Annotated in this window: 14 protein-coding genes; 4 read left to right on the forward strand and 10 right to left on the reverse strand. The window is 64.0% G+C overall.

Going from position 1 to position 20,447, the window contains the following annotated elements; all coding sequences use genetic code 11:
* The first annotated feature begins 38 nt into the window (after positions 1–38).
* A complete protein-coding gene (gene zwf, locus WDM91_13290; GenBank protein ID MEI9995564.1) occupies positions 39–1,484 on the forward strand; it encodes a glucose-6-phosphate dehydrogenase in 1,446 nt (481 codons plus the stop codon).
* Positions 1,477–2,202, forward strand: coding sequence for a 6-phosphogluconolactonase (pgl, locus tag WDM91_13295; protein ID MEI9995565.1), 726 nt, complete (start codon positions 1,477–1,479; stop codon positions 2,200–2,202). The genes zwf and pgl overlap by 8 nt, the downstream gene beginning before the upstream one ends.
* 24 nt (positions 2,203–2,226) lie before the next feature.
* Here pgl and WDM91_13300 read toward each other — a convergent pair whose 3' ends face one another.
* Genes WDM91_13300 through WDM91_13310 form a run of 3 tightly spaced genes read right to left on the reverse strand, consistent with a single transcriptional unit; the run spans position 2,227 to position 8,138 of the window.
* Positions 2,227–3,708, reverse strand: a complete 1,482-nt coding sequence (locus tag WDM91_13300; GenBank protein ID MEI9995566.1) for an FAD/NAD(P)-binding protein — start codon at positions 3,706–3,708, stop codon at positions 2,227–2,229.
* On the reverse strand, positions 3,709–6,867 hold the full coding sequence (locus tag WDM91_13305; GenBank protein MEI9995567.1) for a multidrug efflux RND transporter permease subunit: 3,159 nt from the start codon (positions 6,865–6,867) through the stop codon (positions 3,709–3,711).
* 56 nt (positions 6,868–6,923) lie between these two features.
* On the reverse strand, positions 6,924–8,138 hold the full coding sequence (locus tag WDM91_13310; protein MEI9995568.1) for an efflux RND transporter periplasmic adaptor subunit: 1,215 nt from the start codon (positions 8,136–8,138) through the stop codon (positions 6,924–6,926).
* A 139-nt stretch (positions 8,139–8,277) separates the two neighbouring features.
* Between WDM91_13310 and WDM91_13315 the strand changes: the two genes are divergently transcribed.
* Positions 8,278–8,919, forward strand: coding sequence for a TetR/AcrR family transcriptional regulator (locus WDM91_13315; GenBank protein MEI9995569.1), 642 nt, complete (start codon positions 8,278–8,280; stop codon positions 8,917–8,919).
* Between the two features lie 370 nt (positions 8,920–9,289).
* Here the strand turns inward: WDM91_13315 and WDM91_13320 are convergent, their stop codons facing one another.
* Both WDM91_13320 and fixJ read right to left on the reverse strand, forming a co-directional pair.
* A complete protein-coding gene (locus WDM91_13320) occupies positions 9,290–9,682 on the reverse strand; it encodes a response regulator (protein MEI9995570.1) in 393 nt (130 codons plus the stop codon).
* 71 nt (positions 9,683–9,753) lie between these two features.
* Positions 9,754–10,368 (reverse strand): response regulator FixJ, encoded by a 615-nt coding sequence (fixJ, locus tag WDM91_13325; protein ID MEI9995571.1) that lies wholly within the window; start codon positions 10,366–10,368, stop codon positions 9,754–9,756.
* Positions 10,369–10,662: 294 nt separating this feature from the next.
* Between fixJ and WDM91_13330 the strand changes: the two genes are divergently transcribed.
* Positions 10,663–10,848 carry a hypothetical protein gene (locus tag WDM91_13330; protein MEI9995572.1) on the forward strand — a complete coding sequence of 62 codons (186 nt, stop codon included), beginning with the start codon at positions 10,663–10,665 and terminating at the stop codon, positions 10,846–10,848.
* A 124-nt stretch (positions 10,849–10,972) separates the two neighbouring features.
* Here WDM91_13330 and WDM91_13335 read toward each other — a convergent pair whose 3' ends face one another.
* The 5 genes from WDM91_13335 to WDM91_13355 all read right to left on the reverse strand — a co-directional run bounded on the left by WDM91_13335 (position 10,973) and on the right by WDM91_13355 (position 20,374).
* Positions 10,973–12,637 (reverse strand): PAS-domain containing protein, encoded by a 1,665-nt coding sequence (locus WDM91_13335; GenBank protein ID MEI9995573.1) that lies wholly within the window; start codon positions 12,635–12,637, stop codon positions 10,973–10,975.
* Positions 12,638–12,696: 59 nt separating this feature from the next.
* Positions 12,697–13,428, reverse strand: a complete 732-nt coding sequence (locus tag WDM91_13340) for a cyclic nucleotide-binding domain-containing protein (protein MEI9995574.1) — start codon at positions 13,426–13,428, stop codon at positions 12,697–12,699.
* 255 nt (positions 13,429–13,683) lie between these two features.
* Complete coding sequence (locus tag WDM91_13345; GenBank protein ID MEI9995575.1) at positions 13,684–14,556, reverse strand: transglutaminase family protein; 873 nt, start codon at positions 14,554–14,556, stop codon at positions 13,684–13,686.
* Complete coding sequence (locus WDM91_13350) at positions 14,556–17,075, reverse strand: circularly permuted type 2 ATP-grasp protein (protein ID MEI9995576.1); 2,520 nt, start codon at positions 17,073–17,075, stop codon at positions 14,556–14,558. Before WDM91_13350 ends, WDM91_13345 begins: the two co-directional genes overlap by 1 nt.
* Positions 17,072–20,374 carry a transglutaminase family protein gene (locus WDM91_13355; GenBank protein ID MEI9995577.1) on the reverse strand — a complete coding sequence of 1,101 codons (3,303 nt, stop codon included), beginning with the start codon at positions 20,372–20,374 and terminating at the stop codon, positions 17,072–17,074. Before WDM91_13355 ends, WDM91_13350 begins: the two co-directional genes overlap by 4 nt.
* Between the last annotated feature and the right edge of the window lie 73 nt (positions 20,375–20,447).

Consider the following 20,447-nt stretch of genomic DNA (forward strand, 5'->3'; position numbering starts at 1 on the left):
ACGGCCTGGAAAGACAAACGTCCGGAACGGGGACTCTGATGCATTTGAGCCGCGCGATCGTTATCTTCGGCGCCACGGGCGATCTGGCGCAGCGCATGCTGTTTCCATCCTTCTATTTCCTCGACAGCGAGGGGCTGCTGCCCGACGGCCTCATCATCGTCGGTTGTTCGCGCGGCGCGATGACGGACGAGGCCTTCGTCACCATGGTCGAGATGGCGATCCGCACCCGCGCCGGCGAACAGTTCGATCCCGCGCATTGGGCCAGGCTGAAGGCCCGGCTGCGTCATGCGACGGTGGATGCCAACGATGCCGCTTCGTTCGCCAATCTGCACGGTGCGACCGATGGCGCGCGGGACATCCTCTACTACCTGTCGACCTCTCCCAGCCATTACGGCGCGATCTGCCGCAATCTCAAGGAGTCGGGTCTTGCGACGCCGGAGAGCCGCGTGATCGTCGAGAAACCCATCGGGCGCGATCTGGAGAGCTGCCGGGCGATCAACGATCAGCTCGCATTGGCGTTCAGCGAGGAGCGCATCTTCCGGATCGACCACTATCTGGGCAAGGAAGCGGTGCAGAATCTCCTGGCGCTGCGCTTCGCCAACGCCTTTTTCGAGCCCCTGTGGAACAAGATCAGTATCGAGCAGGTTCAGATCACGGTCGCCGAGACGGTCGGCGTCGAGGAGCGGTGGTCCTATTACGACGAGTACGGCGCGATCCGCGACATGGTGCAGAACCACCTGCTGCAACTGCTTTGTCTCGTCGCGATGGAGCCGCCGGCCAGCCTCGATCCGGATTCGGTGCGCAACGAGAAGGTGAAGGTGCTGCGCTCGCTCCGCCCCATCGGCGGCCGCGACATCGCCAGGAAGACCGTGCGCGGACAGTACAGTGCTGGTTTCGCCGACGGGCACGCGGTTAAGGGATATCGTGACGAAGCCGGCGGCCATGGCAGTGGCACCGAGACGTTCGTCGCCATCGCCGCCCATATCGACAATTGGCGCTGGGCCGGCGTGCCATTCTATCTGCGCACAGGCAAGCGGCTGCCGCTGCGCCGTTCGGAGATCGTGATCCAGTTCCGCGACGTGCCGCACTCGATCTTCCCCGGCAACGACCTGCCGCCCAACCGCCTTACCATCCGGCTGCAGCCCGAGGAGGAAATCGCGCTGCTGCTGATGAACAAGACGCCGAGCCTCGAACAGAACGGCATGCAGCTGCGGCCGCTCAGCCTCAATCTCAGCCTTAGCGACACCTTCCAGAACAGACGGCGGCGCATCGCCTATGAGCGGCTGCTGCTCGAGGCGCTGCACGGCAAGGGCACGCTGTTCGTGCGCCGCGACGAAGCCGAAGCCGCGTGGTCGTGGGTCGACGCCATCATGGCGGGCTGGGAACGGCATGGCCTGCCTCCTTTACCCTATGCGGCCGGCAGCTGGGGGCCTTCCGCCGCGGTCGCGCTCACCGAACGAAACGGACACAGCTGGTATGAGTAGCACTCCTGACTTCCAGCAACCGGTCTTTTGCGGCTTCCGCAACGCCGACGATCTTCATGCCGTTCTCGCCGGCGAGATCGCCGCACGTCTCGGCTCCGGCGTGGCGCAAAGCGGGCGAGCAAGCTTCGTCGTCTCGGGCGGAACGACGCCGGGCCCTCTGTACGACATGCTGTCGGCTCGGGCGGTGCCCTGGACGGATGTGACGGTCACGCTGTCGGACGAGCGCTGGGTCGATCCAACCTCCGAGCGAAGCAACGAGCATCTCATCCGTACACGCTTGCTGGTGGGTGCGGCCGCGCAGGCGCAATTCGTGCCGCTCAAGACCATGCACCTTCACGCCGCGGAGGCTGAGCCCCACGCGGATTCGGCGCTCTCCGCCATGCCGCGTCCCTTCGACGTGGTGCTGCTCGGAATGGGCGATGACGGCCATACCGCCTCGCTGATTCCCGGATCGGTGGGGCTGGCGCGCGCGCTGGATACGACCGATGCAGCACTCGCGCGCGCCGTCGACCCGCCGCGGTCTTCGGCGATGGGCGAGCGCATGACGCTGACCTTGCGCGCCCTGCTCGACGCGCGATGGATCGCGTTGTTGATCCGCGGCCAGGCGAAGCTCGATGCCTACAGGCATGCCTTGGCGGGACACGACGTGGACGAGGCACCGGTGCGTGCCGTGCTGCATCAGGCCGCCGTGCCCGTGTCGGTCTTCTGGTCGGACTGAAGGACGATCGCGAAGGGCCGCAGGCTAGATGCCTTCGCCGATATCCAGGAAGTCGCTGGTCGTCAGGCGTCGGCTCCCGGCCGGCACTTCGCTGACCAGATGATCGACGAGACGGTCGATCTGGATCTTGATCTCCGGCACCGCGACGATCTCCCACCAAGCCGGCCTCGTGAGCGGACCGAGGGCAAACAGCCAGTCGGAAGCCCGGCCGTTCGCGTCAAGCACAGCACAATCGGACGTCTCGAAGCCGATCCCCAGCGGATCGGCGCGAGCAGCACCACGCTCGCGGAGGTCCGCGATCAGCGGGATGGCGATCCTGCCGAAGTCCGCGCCCGGGCCGGTGCAATTGATCACGCGGCCGGCTTCGAAGAGGCGCTCGCCTCCCTTGCGGGCGCGCACCGTCACGGCAACGCCCGCCGGGATTTCGCGGAAGCCGGCGATGCGTCCGCCCAGCGTCTCGATACGCCCGCTTTGCATGAGGTCGTGCAGCGCATTCGCGACGCGCGGCGCCATGCGATGGCGATGGATATCCCAGCGCGGCCTCAGATGCCGGACGAACTGCCGGCGCTGCTCGGCACTCCAGCTCTCCCAGATCGTCGGCACGGCGGGACGGATCGCGTCGAAGACGCGCTGCCACGGCACGCCTTGCTCCTGTGCCCGCGCAACCTCCTGCCGCACCAGGCGCAGCAGGGCGAGCGGCGAGGCAGGAATGCGGCCTTGCAGGAACGCGCGCCAGTTTCCTCCGGCCCTGTGCGTTTGCGGCAGAAGGCCCCGTCGCGACACGGCAAGGACGGCGCCGCGATGGCCGCGCTTATCCAGATGCAAGGCGACATCCACCATGGTGAGGCCGGTGCCGATCAACAACAGAGGCTCGTCATCTTCGAGATCCTGGAACGCATCCACCGCCCAGGGATCCGGGATGAAGGTGCCGGTATCATACAGCCAGCGATCGGGCCCTCCCGGAGGGCGGGGCGGCAGGTTGCCCATGGCGAGAACCACGATGTCGGCCTCGACTTCGCGGCCGTCGGTGAGGAGCAGGCCGCGGCGGGGCGCCGCCAGCAGGCGCACGGCTTCACCGCGGATCACGTGCAGGCCGGCGCGGCCACGGGTGGTCACCGCCGTCTTCAGTTGGGCCTCGATATAGTCGCCGAACAGCCGCCGCGGCGCGAAGGCCGCCGCCATGTCGCCGCCGGCCTCGGCCACGGCATCCTCCATCTCGCCGCCGCGAGCGAGCCAATCGGCGAAGCCTGGCGACAGACCCAGTTCCATGCGCGCCACCGGGACGTTCAGCATGTGTTCGGGTGCGCAAGCGCCGTAGGCGATGCCGCGCCCGATCCTGGGCTTTGCTTCGATGATATCGATGCGCCAGTCGGGACGGGCTTCGCGCAATTTCAGCCCCAGCAGCGCGCCGCTGAAGCCGCCGCCTACGATCGCAACGATTTTGGATGACATGGATGGCTCTCTGATCGACGCGATCAGACCATGTCTTCCGGCGCGAATCCACAATCAGATGTGGTGATGCACCATCTCAGTGCCCGTCACGCGCTTTTCGAGCATGCGCAGCAGCACGTAGAACACCGGCGTGAGGAAGAGGCCGAAGAAGGTCACGCCGAGCATGCCGAAGAACACCGCGATGCCCATGGCATGGCGCATCTCGGCGCCGGCCCCGGAGGACAGGACCAGCGGTATGACGCCCATGATGAAGGCGAAGGACGTCATCAGAATGGGGCGCAAACGAAGCCGAGCCGCTTCCAGCGCCGCGTCGATCGTGGCGCGCCCCTGGATCTCGAGCTCGCGCGCGAATTCGACGATCAGGATCGCGTTCTTGCATGCGAGGCCGATCAGCACGAACAAGCCGATCTGGGTGAAGATGTTGTTGTCGCCATGCGTCAGCCATACGCCCGCGATCGCCGAGAGCAGGCACATCGGCACGATCAGGATGATCGCCAGCGGCAGGAACAGGCTCTCATATTGCGCCGCCAGGACGAGGAAGACGAGCAGCACGCAGAGCGGAAAGACCAGGAGCGCGGTGTCGCCGGCCAGGATCTGCTGATAGGTGAGGTCGGTCCACTCGAAGGTCATGCCTTTGGGCAGGTTGTCTGCGAGCAGCTTGGTGATCGCGGCCTGCGCCTGGCCGGACGAATAGCCGGGCGCGGCAGCGCCGTTGAGATCGGCGGCGCGAAATCCGTTGTAGCGCAGCGCGCTGTCCGGTCCCGTCGTCTCCCGCACATTCAGCATCGCGCCCAGCGGCACCATCTGATTGTCGGCGTTGCGGACCTGCAGGCGCGCAATATCCTCCGGCTTCGAGCGGTATTGCGTATCGGCCTGCGCGATCACCTGGTAGGTACGACCGAAGCGATTGAAGTCGTCGACATAGATCGAGCCAAGATAGGTCTGCATCGCATCGAACACGTCCTGGACGTTGACGCCCAGTTGCATCGCCTTGGTCCGGTCGAGATCCGCATAGAGCTGCGGCACGCCCGTGTTGAAATTCGAAAACACGCCGACCAGCGCCGGATTGGCCCGGGCCTTGGTCTGGATGTCCTTCATCACACGATCGAGCGCGGCATCGCCCAGGTCGGTGCGATCCTCGACCTGCAGCTTGAAGCCGCCGATCGTACCGAGCCCCTGCACCGGCGGCGGCGGGAAGATCGCGATCATCGCTTTCTGGATGGCATTGTACTTCGCCTGCAGCTTCTGGGAGATCGCAATGCCGGAGAGATCGGACGAGGTCCGCTCGGAGAAGGGCTTCAAGGCGACGAAGATGATGCCGGCGGACGGGCTGTTGATGAAGCCGTTGATGGAGAGGCCTGGGAAGGCAATGGCATTCTCCACCCCGGGTTCCTTGAGCGCGATATCGGACATCTGGCGGATGACCGCCTCGGTCCGGTCGAGCGTAGCTCCCTCGGGAAGCTGGGCGAAGCTTACGAGATATTGCTTGTCCTGCACCGGCACGAAGCCGGGGGGCACGGCCTGGAAGCCGATATAGGTGAGGCCGAGGAGGACGGCATAGACGAGCATCGCGCGGGACTTGCGGGCCACGACGCCGCCAAGACCGCGGCCATAGCCCTCGGAGCCGGCGTGAAAGAGGCCGTTGAAGCGCCGGAAGAAGCCGCCGAACACGCGGTCCATGCCGCGGGCCAGCGCATCCTTCGGGGCGTCGTGGCTCTTCAGCAGCGCTGCAGCCAGCGCCGGCGACAAGGTGAGGGAATTGAAGGCCGATATGATCGTCGAGAAGGCGATGGTGAGGGCGAACTGGCGATAGAACTCGCCGGTCAGGCCGCTGATGAACGCGATGGGAACGAACACGGCGCAGAGGACCAGCGCGATGGCGACGATCGGACCGGTGACTTCGGACATCGCCTTCAGTGTGGCATCGCGGGGCGACAGGCCCGCCTCGATGTTGCGTTCGACGTTCTCGACCACGACGATGGCGTCGTCGACCACGATGCCGATGGCAAGCACCAGGCCGAACAGCGACAACGCGTTGATCGAGAAGCCGAATATCAACATCGCGGCGAACGTGCCGACGATGGAGATCGGAACGGCAAGCAGCGGGATGATCGAGGCGCGCCAGGTCTGCAGGAAGAGGATCACGACCAGGACGACCAGCAGCACCGCCTCGAGCAGCGTATGCACCACGGCCTTGATCGAATCGCGGACGAAGACCGTCGGGTCGTAGACGATGGAATAATCGAGCCCCTGCGGGAAATTCTGCTTCAACTCCTCCATTGTCGCGCGAACGCGGTCGGAGATCTGTATGGCGTTGGAGCCGGGGGCCTGGAAGATCGGAATGGCGACCGCCTGCTTGTTGTTCAGCAGGGAGCGCAAGCCATATTGTGAAGCATCGATCTCGATCCGCGCCACCTCGCCCAGCTTGGTGACGACGCCGTTGTCACGCTTGACGACGATGTTGGCGAACTGTTCGGGATCCGTAAGGCGTCCCTGGACGTTCACCGGAAGCTGCAGCTCGCCGGTCTTGCTGTAGGGCGGCCCGTTGATCACGCCGGCGGCAACCTGGGCATTCTGGGCCCGGATCGCGGCGACGACGTCGTCCGCCGTCATGTTGCGCTCCGCGATCTTCTGCGGATTCAGCCAGACCCGCATCGCATAGTCGCCGGAACCGAACAGCTGGACGTCGCCGACGCCTTCGATCTTGGCAAGACGGTCCTTGACGTTCAGGACCGCATAATTCCGCAGGTAAAGCATGTCGTAACGGCCGTCCGGCGAATTCAGATGGACGACCATGGTGAGATCGGGCGAACTCTTGATCGTGGTGACGCCGAGGTTGCGCGTGACGTCCGGCAGGCGCGGCAGGGCCTGGTTGACGCGGTTCTGCACCATTTGCTGGGCCAGGTTCGGATCGGTGCCCAGCTTGAAGGTGACCGTCAGCGTCAGGGTGCCGTCCGACGCGGCTTGCGAGGACATATAGAGCATGCCCTCGACGCCGTTGATCTGCTCTTCGAGCGGCGTCGCGACCGTGTCTGCGATGGTATTGGGATTGGCGCCGGGAAACATCGCCTTCACCACGACCGAGGGCGGCACGACCTCCGGATATTCCGAGATCGGCAGCTGCGTCATCGCGATCAGGCCCGCGAGAAAGATCACGACCGAGATGACGCCCGCAAAAATCGGACGATCGACGAAGAATTTGGACAGGTTCACGGCGTTCCCCGCTTCTCTTTATATTTGGATGTATAGCACCCCCGACGGGGCGGCGCTCAGCGCGCCGCCACCGCCTGGCGGGCGTCGACCAACGCACCCGGCTGGACCCGCTGCAGACCGTCGACCACGATCCGCTCGCCGGGGTTCAGTCCCGCTGTCACAATCCGGCGCCCGTCGACTTCGCGCCCGAGGGTAACCTCGCGGAACAAGGCGTGATTGCCGCGGTCCAGCGCATAGACAAAGCGCTTGCTCTGGTCGTTGCCGATGGCGGCTTCCGGAATCAGCAGTGCCTTGCTGGTCGCGGGGTTGGCGATCCGCACCGTCACGAACATGCCGGGCACCAAGGAGCCGTCGGCATTGTCGAAGCGCGCGCGGGCGCGGATCGTCCCGGTGCCGGTGTCGATCTTGTTGTCGAAGCTCTCGATCGTCCCGCGATAGACATGGCTATCGTCGCCCTGCAGCGTGAGCTGCACCGGAATGCGCTGCTCCTGGCCGATGGTGGCCGCATGGCTCCGGATGCTCTGCAGATAGGTCTGCTCGTCGACCTCGAAATCGGCATAGATTCCGTCATTCGATACGATGCTGGTCAGCAAAGGGGCAGTAGCGCCGGACTGCACCAGATTTCCGATGGTAACCTCGGCGCGGCTGACACGGCCGCCGATAGGCGCCTTAACATAAGCGTGGTCGACGTCGATCTTGGCCTGCGCCAGTTCCGCCTGCGCCGCCTGTACCGCGGCGACCGCGACGCCGCGAGCATTGTCGCGTGTGTCATAAAGGTCCCGGGCGACGGCCTGGGCTGCCATGAGGCGCTGCGCCCGCTCGAACTCGGCTCCCGCCAGTTTGAGATTGGTATTGGCGGTTGCCAGATCGGCTTCGGCCTTCTTGACCGCCGCCTCATAAGGGCGCGGATCGATGACGAACAAGATGTCGCCGGCGGCGACCGTCTGGCCGTCCTTGAAGCGCACCTCCACCACCCGGCCACCGACTTCGGGACGGATATCGGCGGCGTTCACCGCAGCCATCCGGCCGGAGAAGTCCGACCAGACGCGCACCACCTGCGGGTTGACCGCGGCGACGGTGACAACCGGGGGCAGATTGGAGACGGCCGGCGCCTCGCTGCCGCTGGCGCTGTGGATGGCGACGCCCAGGCCGATGACCAAGGCGGCCCCGACGCCGCTCAGCGCGGGATGTTTCTTTAGGAAAGACAAAGGCTTAGGCGATGAGACGTCGGCGGCGGTAAATTTTCCGGTCAGTTCGGCGATATGCGACATGGGCGGTCCCCTGTATTCTGTAACGAGAGCTACAGATATGGACCCTGGACGAAGACCTTCAAGGCCATTATGTAGTGAACGATACAAATAAATGCCAGGGAGGCATGCAGTGAGAACGGGACGACCACGCACCTTTTGCGTGGAGGATTCGCTCGATCGCGCCATGGATGTGTTTTGGCGCAAGGGTTACGAAGGCGCGTCGCTGGCCGACCTCACCAGCGCAATGAGCATCAGTGCGCCCAGCCTCTACGCATGCTTCGGCAGCAAGGAAGGGCTTTTCCGCGCCGTGCTCGACCGCTACGAGGAGGGACGCAAGGGATTCCTGCAGGAAGTGCTCGACGCGCCGACCGCCCGCGCATCTGCCGAGTTGTTCCTGACAGGCGTGGCCGAAATGGCGACGGATCCCAACAATCATCCACCGGGCTGCCTGTTGCTGCAGAGTGGGCTTGCGGGTGACGATCAGCGCATCCCCAATGAGCTCGCACGCCATCGCGCCGAGAAGGAGCTGGTCTTGCGCGAACGCTTCGAATGCGCGCGGCGGACCGGCGACCTGCCCGAAAGCGCCGATGCGTCGGCGCTGGCGCGCTATCTCGTCACGATTGCGAACGGAATGTGCGTGCAGGCGTCGGCCGGCGCAAAGGCCGCGGATCTGCGAGAGGTCGCAGCAATGGCCTTGGCTGCCTGGCCCGGCGGCGATCGGGCGAAGCCGAGGCGGAACGCATCGGGCGAGCGACCGTCTCCGCACGCGCGCGGTTCCGTGTCCCGCAGAGCCCGGTCCTGACGCGCTGCGCCGTAACGAACGCGGCGCGATACTCCGTCCGGGTTGCCAGCGCCCTGGCGTCGAGCCATGTGTGAATAGCCGCAGAGGTTGGTCTCGCCGGCTCCATGGATATGTGTCGTGGCCGACGGCCTCGCTCAGCTTCCTGTGCAATCTACAAAGGAACACATCGATGATCTTCGGGTCGTCCGCGATGTGGAGAATGCGCGTGTGCCGCCCCTGTGTGGTTTTCTACGCGGCATGTCCCGGCATTCGGACGCGGCGGCCATAAAGCGAGGCCTGCCGCGTCCGCCCTCTTAGCCCGGGGGAGAGATCAGGAGGGGCACCCGGATAGTGGCGCAAATCGCGGCCCGGCCATATTCGGGTTGATCCCTTACGGATCACTACATAACCCCCGAGTGGCAAACGCCGCGCGGATCATGCCGATCAGTTCGTCGTCAGAGGCAGGTTTGTTGAGCAAAGAGGCACCATATCGCCACGCCTCCGCTTCCACGGCGTGGTCCGCTCGTCCCGTGAGGATAATCGCCGGCGTATTCACGCCCCAGCCGCGCAGAAGCGCGAGGAGAGCAATGCCGCTGAGGCCCGGCATATGGACATCGAAGATCAGGCAACCCGCCAGCGTGGCATCAAACGCAGCAAGAAATGCGCCCGACGATCCGTAGCCCCGCGCCGGAACACCGGCCGCTTCGAGCAGCAGGAGAGCCGATTCCCGGACCGCGTCATCGTCATCGACGACATATGCCAGCCATTCTGAAACCTCGCTCACATCCGTCTCACCATGTTTGGCCGACTTTAAACCTAGGCGGCACCCAAGGGGTCGGCCATACGTGCCATTGCCTAGTTTCCGGGTCCGGACTGGTACGCGATCGCAATGCGAACGAGATCGGAGAGACTGCGGGCGTTCATCTTGTCCATGATGTGGGCGCGATGGATTTCGACGGTACGCGGCGAAATACCGAGTTCATAAGCGGCAACCTTGTTTGAACGCCCCATCACCAATTGGTCCAGGACATTGCGCTCGCGTGGAGTCAGCAACGCAAGCAGGCGCTCGGCTGCCGCAACCTCCGCGGCCTTGACCCGGGTTTTCTGGCCGATCTCCAAGGCCCGTCGGATGCTGGTGAGCAACACCTCGTCGTCGAACGGCTTTTCGATGAAGTCGACCGCCCCCGCCTTCATCGCCCGCACCGCAAGCGGTACATCGCCATGGCCGGTGATGACAATGACCGGTATTGGCATGTTTCGTCTGATCATCTCTTCCTGAAGTTCCAGACCGTCCATTTCGGGCATGCGGATGTCCGCCACAAGACAACCGCCACCGGTTCGATCGGCGAGAAATGCCTTGGCGGAATCGTGATCGCGAACGATATAGCCGGCTGACTCCATCAGGACGCGAAGCGAGTCGCGTACGCCGGGATCGTCATCCACGACGAATATCGTTTTCTCGGCGCTCATACGGCAGCCTCCTTCGGATTGACAAGCGGCAGGCGGAAGCGGAACGCCGCGCCGGAACCGTCATAGGGAAGGGCGGTGGTGCTCCTCTTTGTCGCGTCGGTATCTTGCGCAAAAAGACGAATGACCACCACAATTACTTAAATGTTCGCAATATAGCAAATTTCGTCTTGCTGCGTTTCTCATAGACGTCAACGCCCCTCTTCTACGCAGTTTTGCCTAGCGGAAAGACCTAATTGTCGAAATCGGCGCCGCCGACGCATCTTCGACTTGCCGGTTGAACGCGCGGGAGCGGGGATGCGGACATGCGATTCAAATAGCCTGACGCCTCAGGAGCGTGCCGCGGAGATCGCGCGCGACCTCCGCGCCTATGCGGAAGCCGGCGCAGATCCACGCTATGCTGCAAAACTGCTTGCCGCCGCGGCCGAACTCGATGCACTTGCCGGTGCGTACAACCAGCAAATCGCCAATCGTCACGGTTAGTTGATGCCGCGTACAGCTTGCGATGTTCCAGACTCCACAACCGCGCAGATCGCGCTATAGCCGGCCCATCCCAGACAGCCGTTGGGCTCCTGCTGTGCCGTATGGATGCCCGTTCACAATCCGCTCATGCAACGGCTACGTCGGATGCGATGGCAGCTTCAAAGCGTTCCAAGTCGGTTCGGTCCTCGAAGCTCACCAGCGTTGATCCCAACGGCAATCTCGTCAATGAGAGCGACAAGATCCGGCCGTCGGCCCGCGCGAGGCGGCCCCAATCGCCATAGCGCGCCGGCTCGTTTGATACGACGCCCGACTGCACCGCGCTCCAGATCCCGTCGCGACCGAAACGCGTGAGACAAAGCGCCGACAGCGTCGTCAGGTGCGGCTCGGCCTGCAGATCGGACTCATCGAGATGCCAAAGTCTTGCGAATGCGGCATTGTGCATCTTCAGACGCCCGTCCGGGCCGAATACGGCCATGCCGTCCTCGATGGTGTCCAGTGTCGCGCGTTGTGTCGCCGTCAGCATGTGAAGTGAAGTACTGAGACGCAGCGCTTCGCTGACATCTTCGAAAATGTAGTACACGCCACCCAGAAGATAGGGATACGCTCTTACGCGCACGCTCACGCCGCCCGGCACATGCCATGCTTCGTCGAGCTGGCCGTCATCCGTTTCGAATAGCTTCAGGTGCTCCTTCTTCCAATTCTGGAAATCACGCTGTTCTGGAAGCCGCCGAACCTCGCGCAGTCGATCGAAGATGTCCTCGATCGCCGGATGCGTCTCGAGCCATGCCTCGGGCAGACCCCACATTTGCGAGAATTTCCGATTCGAGAACGCCAACCGCCGGTCCGAGCCGAACAGTGCTACGGCGACCTCGACCTTATCGAGCAAATCGGCATTTGCATCGGCATCAAGCCTGATTTGGGCCTCGGCCTGTGCGGTCTCCGTCACGTCGAGCGCCATACCTGCAACCTGGGCGCTCGGCAAGCGCACCATATCGACGGACAGTGCGCGACGCCGACCTTCGACGACGGCATACCGCCGTTCGCCCATGACGTCGTTGCCTTCTAGTACGGCACCCACCAGATCTCGCTCGGAGCGGACGAGGCGCTGGTCGGATCGGCGCGCGGCATCCAGCGTGATTGCGCCGATCGTGCCCAGAAATGCACGATTCGCCCAGGTCAGCGCGAAACTGCGGTCGCGAATCCATAGCGGCATGGGGATGGCCTCCAGCATCGTCTGGAAATCGCGCGCGCGTCCTGTCGTCTCGTCTTCGATGCGCATGAAGATCGCGGCCCGACTGCCGACAACGCAGCCTTGGACGGCGACCCCCTGGTGAATCGCCGTGCGGGCGGTCAGGACGAACGGCGCCCCGGCTTCGAGAAGCGATTTCATCCGGGCTGCAAGCGTTGTGGAATCGGAGCCGGCAAGACAGGCTTGAAGGAGGGCGCTACCGCCCCGATAGCTCAGGGGCGCCGGCATGTCGGCTCCCATGACCACGATCGCCTCCGGGCAGGCGCTGATCATCGCCTCGCGGAATCGAATTTCCGATTGCGCGCGCGCCAGATTCTGGTTCATGGCATGCTGCCCGGCAGCGCGGCGTCCCCTCTCGACCAGCGCCCAGAAGCAGCCAAGGATACAAACCAGGAGCGATGCCACGACGATGGCAGCCATGGCGAGTTCACCCTGCTGCGGCTTGTGCCCGCCGAGAGCGCCAAGGCCGGTCGCGAGACTGGAGGTCCATATCGTGAGCTGGACGAAAGCGCTGAAGATCGCACTGACGATATCGTGCATGGCAACGGATCCCGATGAAATGAGCGGCCAGGCTTTGCGGCCGCGAGCGAAGCCGCCGGCTAGTGCAAGGAATCACCTTCGGCCAAGCTGCATAGAACTTCGACATTCCGCAGCAGGAGTTCGTGAACGCTGGGAACCAGCAACACGCCGTCGTTCTTTAGCGCCGTGATTGCCCGGCAGACCGTTTCGATCGTAAGACCGAGATGATCGGCGATGTCCTGTCGACCCATCGGGAGCGTCAGCCGACCGGTTTCGATAGCACCGGTCCGTTCCGCGAACCGGACGATGAACGATGCGACGCGTTCCTTGGCGCTCTGACAGCCCAGGATGAAGGTATGGAGCTGTGCGCTCAACAGGTCGGTCGACAGGTGCGAAAGCACGTTGGCACGGAAGCGCGCGTCGCACTCCGCGACGCGATCGAGCTGAGTCCGCGAATAGGCGACGAGAACGGCGTCGCCGACCGCCTCCGCCGTGAAGGCCTGTTGTTGCCCGCCGAGCACCCCGAACAGGTCTCCCGCCAGCGCGAATTCGGCGATATGGCGACGGCCGTCGGGCGTATGACGGCAAAGTCGGATCGTTCCACTCACGATCCGATAAATATGCTGAGCCGGATCGCCCTCCTGGAAGATCATTTCGTTGCGAGACAACTTGAGTCTTGCCCCGGCGTCGCGCAACAGAACCAAGTGCTCGTGCAGCGTCGTGGGCGCAACCGGCGGAGCCGCGGCGATCGCAACCGCGGAATGCGGCAGAACGATGCTGCGAGGCTGTTCGTGCGCGGCATTGAGTGACATGTCGATGTTTCCCGTTCGATCGGTGCAATTGCTGCGAGACCGTTGGAGCATCGTTAAGAATGAATCGAATCAATAGCTGGGACTTCCGCGTACGGAGAATCGCAGGGTCTGGAATAAGGCGTTCTCCCTATGCACATGGAGCATCGATCGCCTCGGCGCAAATCTGCACAGCTCGCCACTATGTAGTTTGCCCAGATATCGCTTCGTGCCGTCGCGACTTCGACACTTGCGTATTCCGGCGCCGGATCGAGCGGATCAGGCCGGAATCACATCGACGCCAACCTCTACGACATGTTCGCTCCCGCCGGTGATCACGCCATTGAGCGGTGCCACGTCGCCATAATCCCGGCCCCAGGCCAGTGTCACGTGGCCGTCGCTGACCCGCACGTCATTCGTCGGATCCAGATCGACCCAGCCAAAGGGCGGCGCCCAGACGGAGAACCAGGCATGGCTGGCATCGGCGCCAAGCAAGCGGGGCTGGCCCGGCGACGGTTTGGTCAGGAGGTAACCGCTTACATAGCGTCCGGCGAGGCCCAGCGCGCGCAGACAGGCGATGGCGGCATGCGCGAGGTCCTGGCAGACACCCGAGCGGATCTCGAACACGCGATGAACCGGCGTCGCGGCGTCCGTCACGGTTGTGTCGTAGCGAAAATCCGCGTGAATGCGATGCATCAAGTCCAACGCGCCATCGACGATCGCGCGTCCGGCCGGAAAGCTTTGCGCTGCATAGATTGCGATGGCTGAGCTCGACGCCGTCAACGGCGAGTCGAACGTATATTGCACGGCATCACAGCCGTCGCTCGGAGCAGTGTCCGCCAAAGCCCCTTTGACGCGCTCCCAAGCCGCACTCCCGGTGGGACCGAACGGTCTGGCCGGCGTTACGATCACGCGCGACTGCGAGATGACCTCCAGCACTGCATGAGGCTGGTCGATCGCGAACCACTCCACGACATTTCCGAAATAATCGGCCATACGGCGCCGGCGGGCGGCGGGCTGAGACAATGCGATCTCCGCCTGCTCGACGCTCTGGGAATCCGTCGCCCTCGGCAGCAAATGGGCGAGATGACAGGAATAGGACACATCCTGCAGATAACGATAGGACGTGCGATGACGGACATCGTATCGCATCACGGCATCTCGCGCGCGGGCGCCGCGCCGGTGCGCCGATACAGCGTATGTTGAAAGTACGCATCGGTAATCGCGTTGGTCACGTGTGTCATCGCATTTTCGATCTTTGCGGTGAACATGCCGAGCGCGGTCCGCTCGCCGTCTTCTCCCGACACGGCAAGCAACAGCGAATTGGCGCCGGCTGCCGCAAGCCGCGCGTCGCCGGCGATCCGCAAAGCGCTGCCACCGCGCTGGGCCGGAGTCATCAGCGGCAATTCCTTCAAGTTCCTTTCGATTGCCGCCAGTTGAAAAGCGACGGCGCGCGGATTGCCTTCATCCAGCAGCAGCAGATCGATCAGCGCGGCGACATCGAAGACGTTCAAATAGCGAGACCGATACGTCATGGCGCTGTCCGCGATCTCCAGCACCATGCGGATGCATCCCGCTTCGGAATCCGCGGACAGGCCTGCGGCCTGGCCGACGAGCCAGGTGAGATGTGAAGCCCGCTCGACGCGACGGCCAAGATCCACGAACAGCCAATTGGGCCCTCGCGTCATGTTTTCGGCACAGAGCCCGGAAAACGCAGCCGTCCGCCGCACCAGCGCGTCGAGCGTGGTTTGCGCCTGCGCGAGATCGAATTCGTCGCTCCGGCCGGGCGGCACGCTTTCCGTGAGGATGTGAATCGTGCGCCAGGTATCGAGCGAAAGACGATCTCGCGCCGCCCAGGCAGCTTGGCGTACGCGAAAGAGAAGCCGCTGCAATCCGTCAGTTGCCTTGCGGTCATAGAGAAGGCCGTGCAATTCGCCGCGCAACTTCGTATCATCGCCTGCGATCGTCTCGCGGATCGCGGCTGTGCTCGCCTGCGCGTAGGGAAGCAAAAAGCGTTCCGCGCCGACCACGGCGAGGTTCGGATCCTCACCGAGTCGGGAAGTTACGGCGCGCAGGATGCGCACGAGACTTTCGGCGCGTTCCGTATAGCGGCCCAGCCAGAACAAATTGTCCATTGCGCGACTGGGCGGCGCCTCACCAGTGCGCCGAATCTCGATCGCCCGGCTCGGCGGATTGAGCAGGCTGAAAGTATCGGCCGGTCCTTGTCCACCGACCCAAACGTCCTTGCTGGCGGCGCCGGATTGAATCGAGAGCATTCGGACATGGTCGTCCGGTGCGACCCGCACCAAGCCGCCGGGCATCACGACGTAACCGTCGGGCGTCCAGGCTGCGAAGACGCGCAGCGACACAGGGCGTGCCCCGAGCTTGCCGTCGCGATAAACCGGCGCGAGACCAAGCGGCACGGCATCTTGCGTCACCACGGTGGCACCGCGGCGCGAAATCCGGTCCTTCAGCACGCGTATATCGGCCAAGGTGAGTTCGCTGCCCAGCCGGGCCGAGGACTGTCGCGAGAATAGCGGGCGCGCATCGAAGGCGTCCCGCACGACAACGCGATCCAGCCGCGCGAGCGCTTCCCGAATGCCCCATTCGGTGCCGCACCAGACGGTCGGAATATCCGGAATCTTGAGATTCTCGCCGAGCAAGGCCCGCGCGAGGCCGGGCAAATAGGCGTCCATCGCCGGCGATTCCATCACGCCGCCGCCCAATGCGTTCGCCAGCACGACGCTGCCCGAGCGCACGGCCTCGACCAGGCCGGGAATGCCCAGCGCGGAATCGCCGCGAAGCTCGAGAGGATCGCAGAAGTCGGAATCCACGCGTCGGAAGATGACCGCGACGCGTTCCATGCCCATCAGCGTCTTGAGATAAACCTGCCCATCGCGCATGGCGAGATCATCGCCTTCGGCGAGGGTCAGGCCCAGATAATGCGCAAGATAGGCGTGCTCGAAATACGCTTCGTTGTGGGGCCCCGGCGTGAGCAGGACGGCGCGGCCGCGCCGACCATGGCCCAGAGACAGAACATGCTCGCGGTAGGCATTGAAGAACGAAGCCAGGCGCTGAACCCGCATTTCGCTGAAAAGATCGGGAAAGGTCTGCCCGACCACGATGCGGTTTTCGAGCGCATAGCCGATGCCGCTGGGCGCATCGGCGCGACTGGCGACGATCATCCATGATCCGTCGGGCATGCGGGCCAAATCCGCGGAATAAAGATGCACGTGCACGCCGTCCGGCGGCTCCAGACCCACCAAAGGGCGGAGAAATTGCGGATGACCGTGCACGAGATGCGGCGGCAAATGGCCCTGTGCGATCGTCTTTTGCGGTCCGTAGACGTCCCGCAGCACGGCGTTCGTAAGTTCGGCGCGCTGGATCACCCCCGCCTCGATCATCCGCCAGTCCGACTGTCCGATGACGAACGGCACGATATCGAGCTGCCAGAGGCGCGCTTGGCCGCCGGCGTCGTCGTACACATTGTAGGTAACACCATTTTCGCGCAGCATCGCCTGCGCGGCCGCGCCGCGGCGGGCGAACTCCGCGGTGCCCATTGCACCCAAGGCATCGGCAAGCGGCTTCCAGTCGGGGCGCACAGCCCCATCGGCATCGCGTAGCTCGTCGTAGCGTGCCGATCGCTTCGACCGAGGGACGACCTCGTTCATCGCCATCTCAGGTCGAGCGTGTGCGGAAAGTCGGGATGTATGTCCTCCGCCGGCGGTTCGAAGATGCCGCCGGTGAATCCGAACGGTTCGAACCGCGCCAGCCGGCGGCCCTCGGCTTCATAGGCATTGACGGGAAACGTCACGTAGTTGCGTCCTCCAGGATGCGCGACGTGATAGGTACATCCCCCTAAGGACCGCTTGCGTCGGCCGTCCCAGACCTCGACGGTCAGGGGTGCATGGCTGGGAATCGTAGGGTGCAGGGCGCTTGCCGGCTGCCAGGCCCGGAAGCGGACGCCGCCCACCGACTCACCCTGTGAAATGAACTTGAGCGGCACAGCCCGGCCATTCACGAGAATCTTGTGACGCCCATCGACCAAGCCCGCGGCCTTCACCTCCAGGCGCTCGACGGAAGAATCGACGAAGCGGACAGTGCCGCCGACCGCGCCCTCCTCACCCATCACATTCCACGGCTCGAGCGCCTGGCGCAGTTCGAGCGCCACGCCGCCATATTGCACCTTGCCGGCCAACGGGAAGCGGAAGGCCCAATGGGGGCGGAACCATTCCGCGTCGAAGGAGAACCCGCTCGCGTTCATATCCGCGATCACATCGGCGAAATCTGCCCAGACGAAGTGCGGCAGCATGAAGGTGTCGTGCAGTGCCGTGCCCCAGCGGACGAGCGGGGCGCGATACGGCGCCTGCCAAAACCGTGCGATCAATGCCCGGAGCAACAGGCCTTGGGCCAGGCTCATTTCCGGATGCGGCGGCATTTCGAAGCCGCGGAATTCGACAAGGCCGAGGCGACCTGTGGGGCCATCGGGCGAATAAAGCTTGTCGATGCAGATTTCCGTGCGATGGGTGTTGCCCGTGACATCGATCAGAAGATTGCGAAAAATGCGATCTACCAGCCACGGAGGAACGCCGCCTGCACCTCGCTCCGGCACTTCGCGGAACGCGATCTCCATCTCGTAAAGTGAATCGAGACGTGCTTCGTCTATGCGCGGCGCCTGACTTGTGGGGCCGATGAACATGCCCGAAAACAGGTACGAGAGAGACGGGTGGTTCTGCCAATAGGCGATGAGGCTCTTCAGAAGGTCCGGCCGACGCAGGAATGGGCTGTCTGCCGGTTGCTGCGCGCCAAGGACGATGTGGTTGCCGCCGCCGGTGCCGGTATGGCGGCCGTCCAGCATGAACTTCTCGGTTCCCAGGCGCGATTGGCGCGCTTCTTCGTAGAGCGCTTCGGTGATGGAGACTTGGTCGCGCCAGGATCGCGCGGGATGGATGTTCACCTCGATCACGCCCGGATCGGGCGTCACCTTGATGACGTTGATGCGGGGATCGTAAGGCGGACCATAGCCCTCGATGTGCAGCTGCGCGCCGATTTCGGCAGCGGCGTCCTCGACGGCGGCGAGGAGGTCGAGATAGTCGGAAGCGCTTTCCGCCGGAGGCATGAAGACGTTGAGGCGACCATCGCGGGACTCGACAGCAAGCGCGGTACGGACAGCGGCACTTTCGACCGGGGGCTCCTGTTCGACGCGCTCGCGCCGGGCTTCCCAACCCGGATCGCGCAGCGCACCCGCAAGATAGGGCTGGCGATAGGAGTCGCGCTCGGGCAATGGCGGCAGCTTTTCGAACGGATCAGGCGGCGGGACGAAGGGCCGTGCGGCCTCCGGCAACCAAGGAAGCGCGTCCAGCGGCAGGCGATAACCAACAGGCGAGTCGCCAGGTATCAATTGCAACCGCCCCGACCGCGTAGTCCAGCGCTCGGAGCGCCAGCGCCGCTTGTCGGGCGCGTTCCATCGCTGCACCGGAAGCACATAGCCCGCCACACTGTTCAGCCCCCGTTCGAACACGCGGGCCAGACGCGCGCGCTCTTCCGCGTCCTCAAGCTTGGAGTCCAGGGGATCGACATTGGAGGGAAGCGCGGCTTCCTTGCCGAGATAGTGCCACGGATCTTCGAACGCCGGCACGGCATAGGCCGGATTGACATCGAGGCGGCGCGCAATGCCTTGGATAAGCATGCGAGCATCATCGGCTGTCGGCTTGTAATCCTCGGCCTCGCGCGCGACGCGCTCGACATCCCGCCAAAGTGGAACGCCGTCGCCGCGCCAATAGAGCGCGAAGGCCCAGCGCGGCAGGCTTTCGCCCGGATACCACTTGCCTTGCCCGTGATGGAGAAAACCGCCAGGCGCGAAACGGTCGCGCAGACGGCGGATCAACGTGTCGGCGAGCCCGCGCTTATTGGGCCCGACGGCGGCTGTGGTCCATTCCGCGCCGTCCATGTCGTCGATCGATACGAATGTCGGCTCTCCACCCATCGTCAGGCGCACGTCGCCGTCCTTCAACATCGAATCGATGCGATCGCCGAGAGCATCGATCGCGCGCCATTGTGCGGACGTGTAGGGCTTTGTCACGCGCGGCGGCTCGACGACTCGATGGATCGACATCTCGAACTCGAACGCGACCTCACACTCGTCCAGCGAGCCCGTGATCGGTGCCGCATGTGTAGGATTGGCCGCACAGGCCAATGGAATGTGCCCCTCGCCCGCGAAGAGACCGGAGGTCGGATCGAGCCCAACCCAGCCTGCGCCGGGCAAATAGACCTCGCACCAGGCGTGCAAATCGGTGAAGTCCTGCTCGGCGCCGGACGGACCATCGAGCGACTTCTGATCTGGCTTGAGCTGGATCAGATAGCCCGACGCGAAGCGCGCGGCGACACCGAGGCGACGGAGCAACTGCACCAGCAGCCATGCCGAATCGCGACAGGAGCCGGCACGACGCTCCAGGGTCTCGTCCGGCGTTTGAATGCCCGGCTCCATGCGAATGAGATAGGCGATGTCACGTTGCACCTGCGCATTCAGATCGAAGAGAAATCCGGTCGTCGGCTTTTCCAGGCGCGGAACAGCGGCGAGATAGGTCTCGAAACTGGCGCCGAGCGTTGCGGCTTGAAGATAGGGTTTGAGATCTTCAAGCATTTCCGGCGCGTAGGCGAAGGGAAATGCCTCGGCCTCAGGCTCCAGAAAGAAATCGAACGGATTGATGACATTCAGCTCGGCGGTGAGATCGACGGTCACCGTCAAATGGTCGGTCTTCTCCGGCACCACGACACGCGCCAGCCAGTTGGACTGCGGGTCCTGCTGCCAGTTGAGAAAATGCCGGTCTGGGCTGATCGTCAGGCCATAGTTCAGGATTGGGGTCCTGCAATGTGGCGCGGGGCGCAGCCGCACGATCTGGGGGCCAAGATTGATCAGCCGATCGTAACGGTAGCGGGTGGAATGGCGGAGGGCGACCTGGATGCTCATTCCCGGTACTCTGCCGCAACTGCGAAGAACCTGCCACGCCACTTTCGCAACCGCGTCAAAGGAGCCCGGAACC

The organism is Rhizomicrobium sp., assembly GCA_037200385.1.
Lineage (GTDB): Bacteria > Pseudomonadota > Alphaproteobacteria > Micropepsales > Micropepsaceae > Rhizomicrobium.

Excerpts from the sequence above, each read along its gene's own strand:
- zwf (MEI9995564.1), top strand. The coding sequence starts at position 39 with ATGCATTTGAGCCGCGCGATCGTTATCTTCGGCGCCACGGGCGATCTG.
- WDM91_13350 (MEI9995576.1), bottom strand. The coding sequence starts at position 17,075 with ATGAACGAGGTCGTCCCTCGGTCGAAGCGATCGGCACGCTACGACGAG.
- pgl (MEI9995565.1), top strand. The coding sequence starts at position 1,477 with ATGAGTAGCACTCCTGACTTCCAGCAACCGGTCTTTTGCGGCTTCCGC.
- WDM91_13345 (MEI9995575.1), bottom strand. The coding sequence starts at position 14,556 with ATGCGATACGATGTCCGTCATCGCACGTCCTATCGTTATCTGCAGGAT.
- WDM91_13355 (MEI9995577.1), bottom strand. The coding sequence starts at position 20,374 with ATGAGCATCCAGGTCGCCCTCCGCCATTCCACCCGCTACCGTTACGAT.
- WDM91_13335 (MEI9995573.1), bottom strand. The coding sequence starts at position 12,637 with ATGCACGATATCGTCAGTGCGATCTTCAGCGCTTTCGTCCAGCTCACG.
- WDM91_13340 (MEI9995574.1), bottom strand. The coding sequence starts at position 13,428 with ATGTCACTCAATGCCGCGCACGAACAGCCTCGCAGCATCGTTCTGCCG.
- WDM91_13310 (MEI9995568.1), bottom strand. The coding sequence starts at position 8,138 with ATGTCGCATATCGCCGAACTGACCGGAAAATTTACCGCCGCCGACGTC.
- fixJ (MEI9995571.1), bottom strand. The coding sequence starts at position 10,368 with ATGAGCGCCGAGAAAACGATATTCGTCGTGGATGACGATCCCGGCGTA.
- WDM91_13330 (MEI9995572.1), top strand. The coding sequence starts at position 10,663 with ATGCGGACATGCGATTCAAATAGCCTGACGCCTCAGGAGCGTGCCGCG.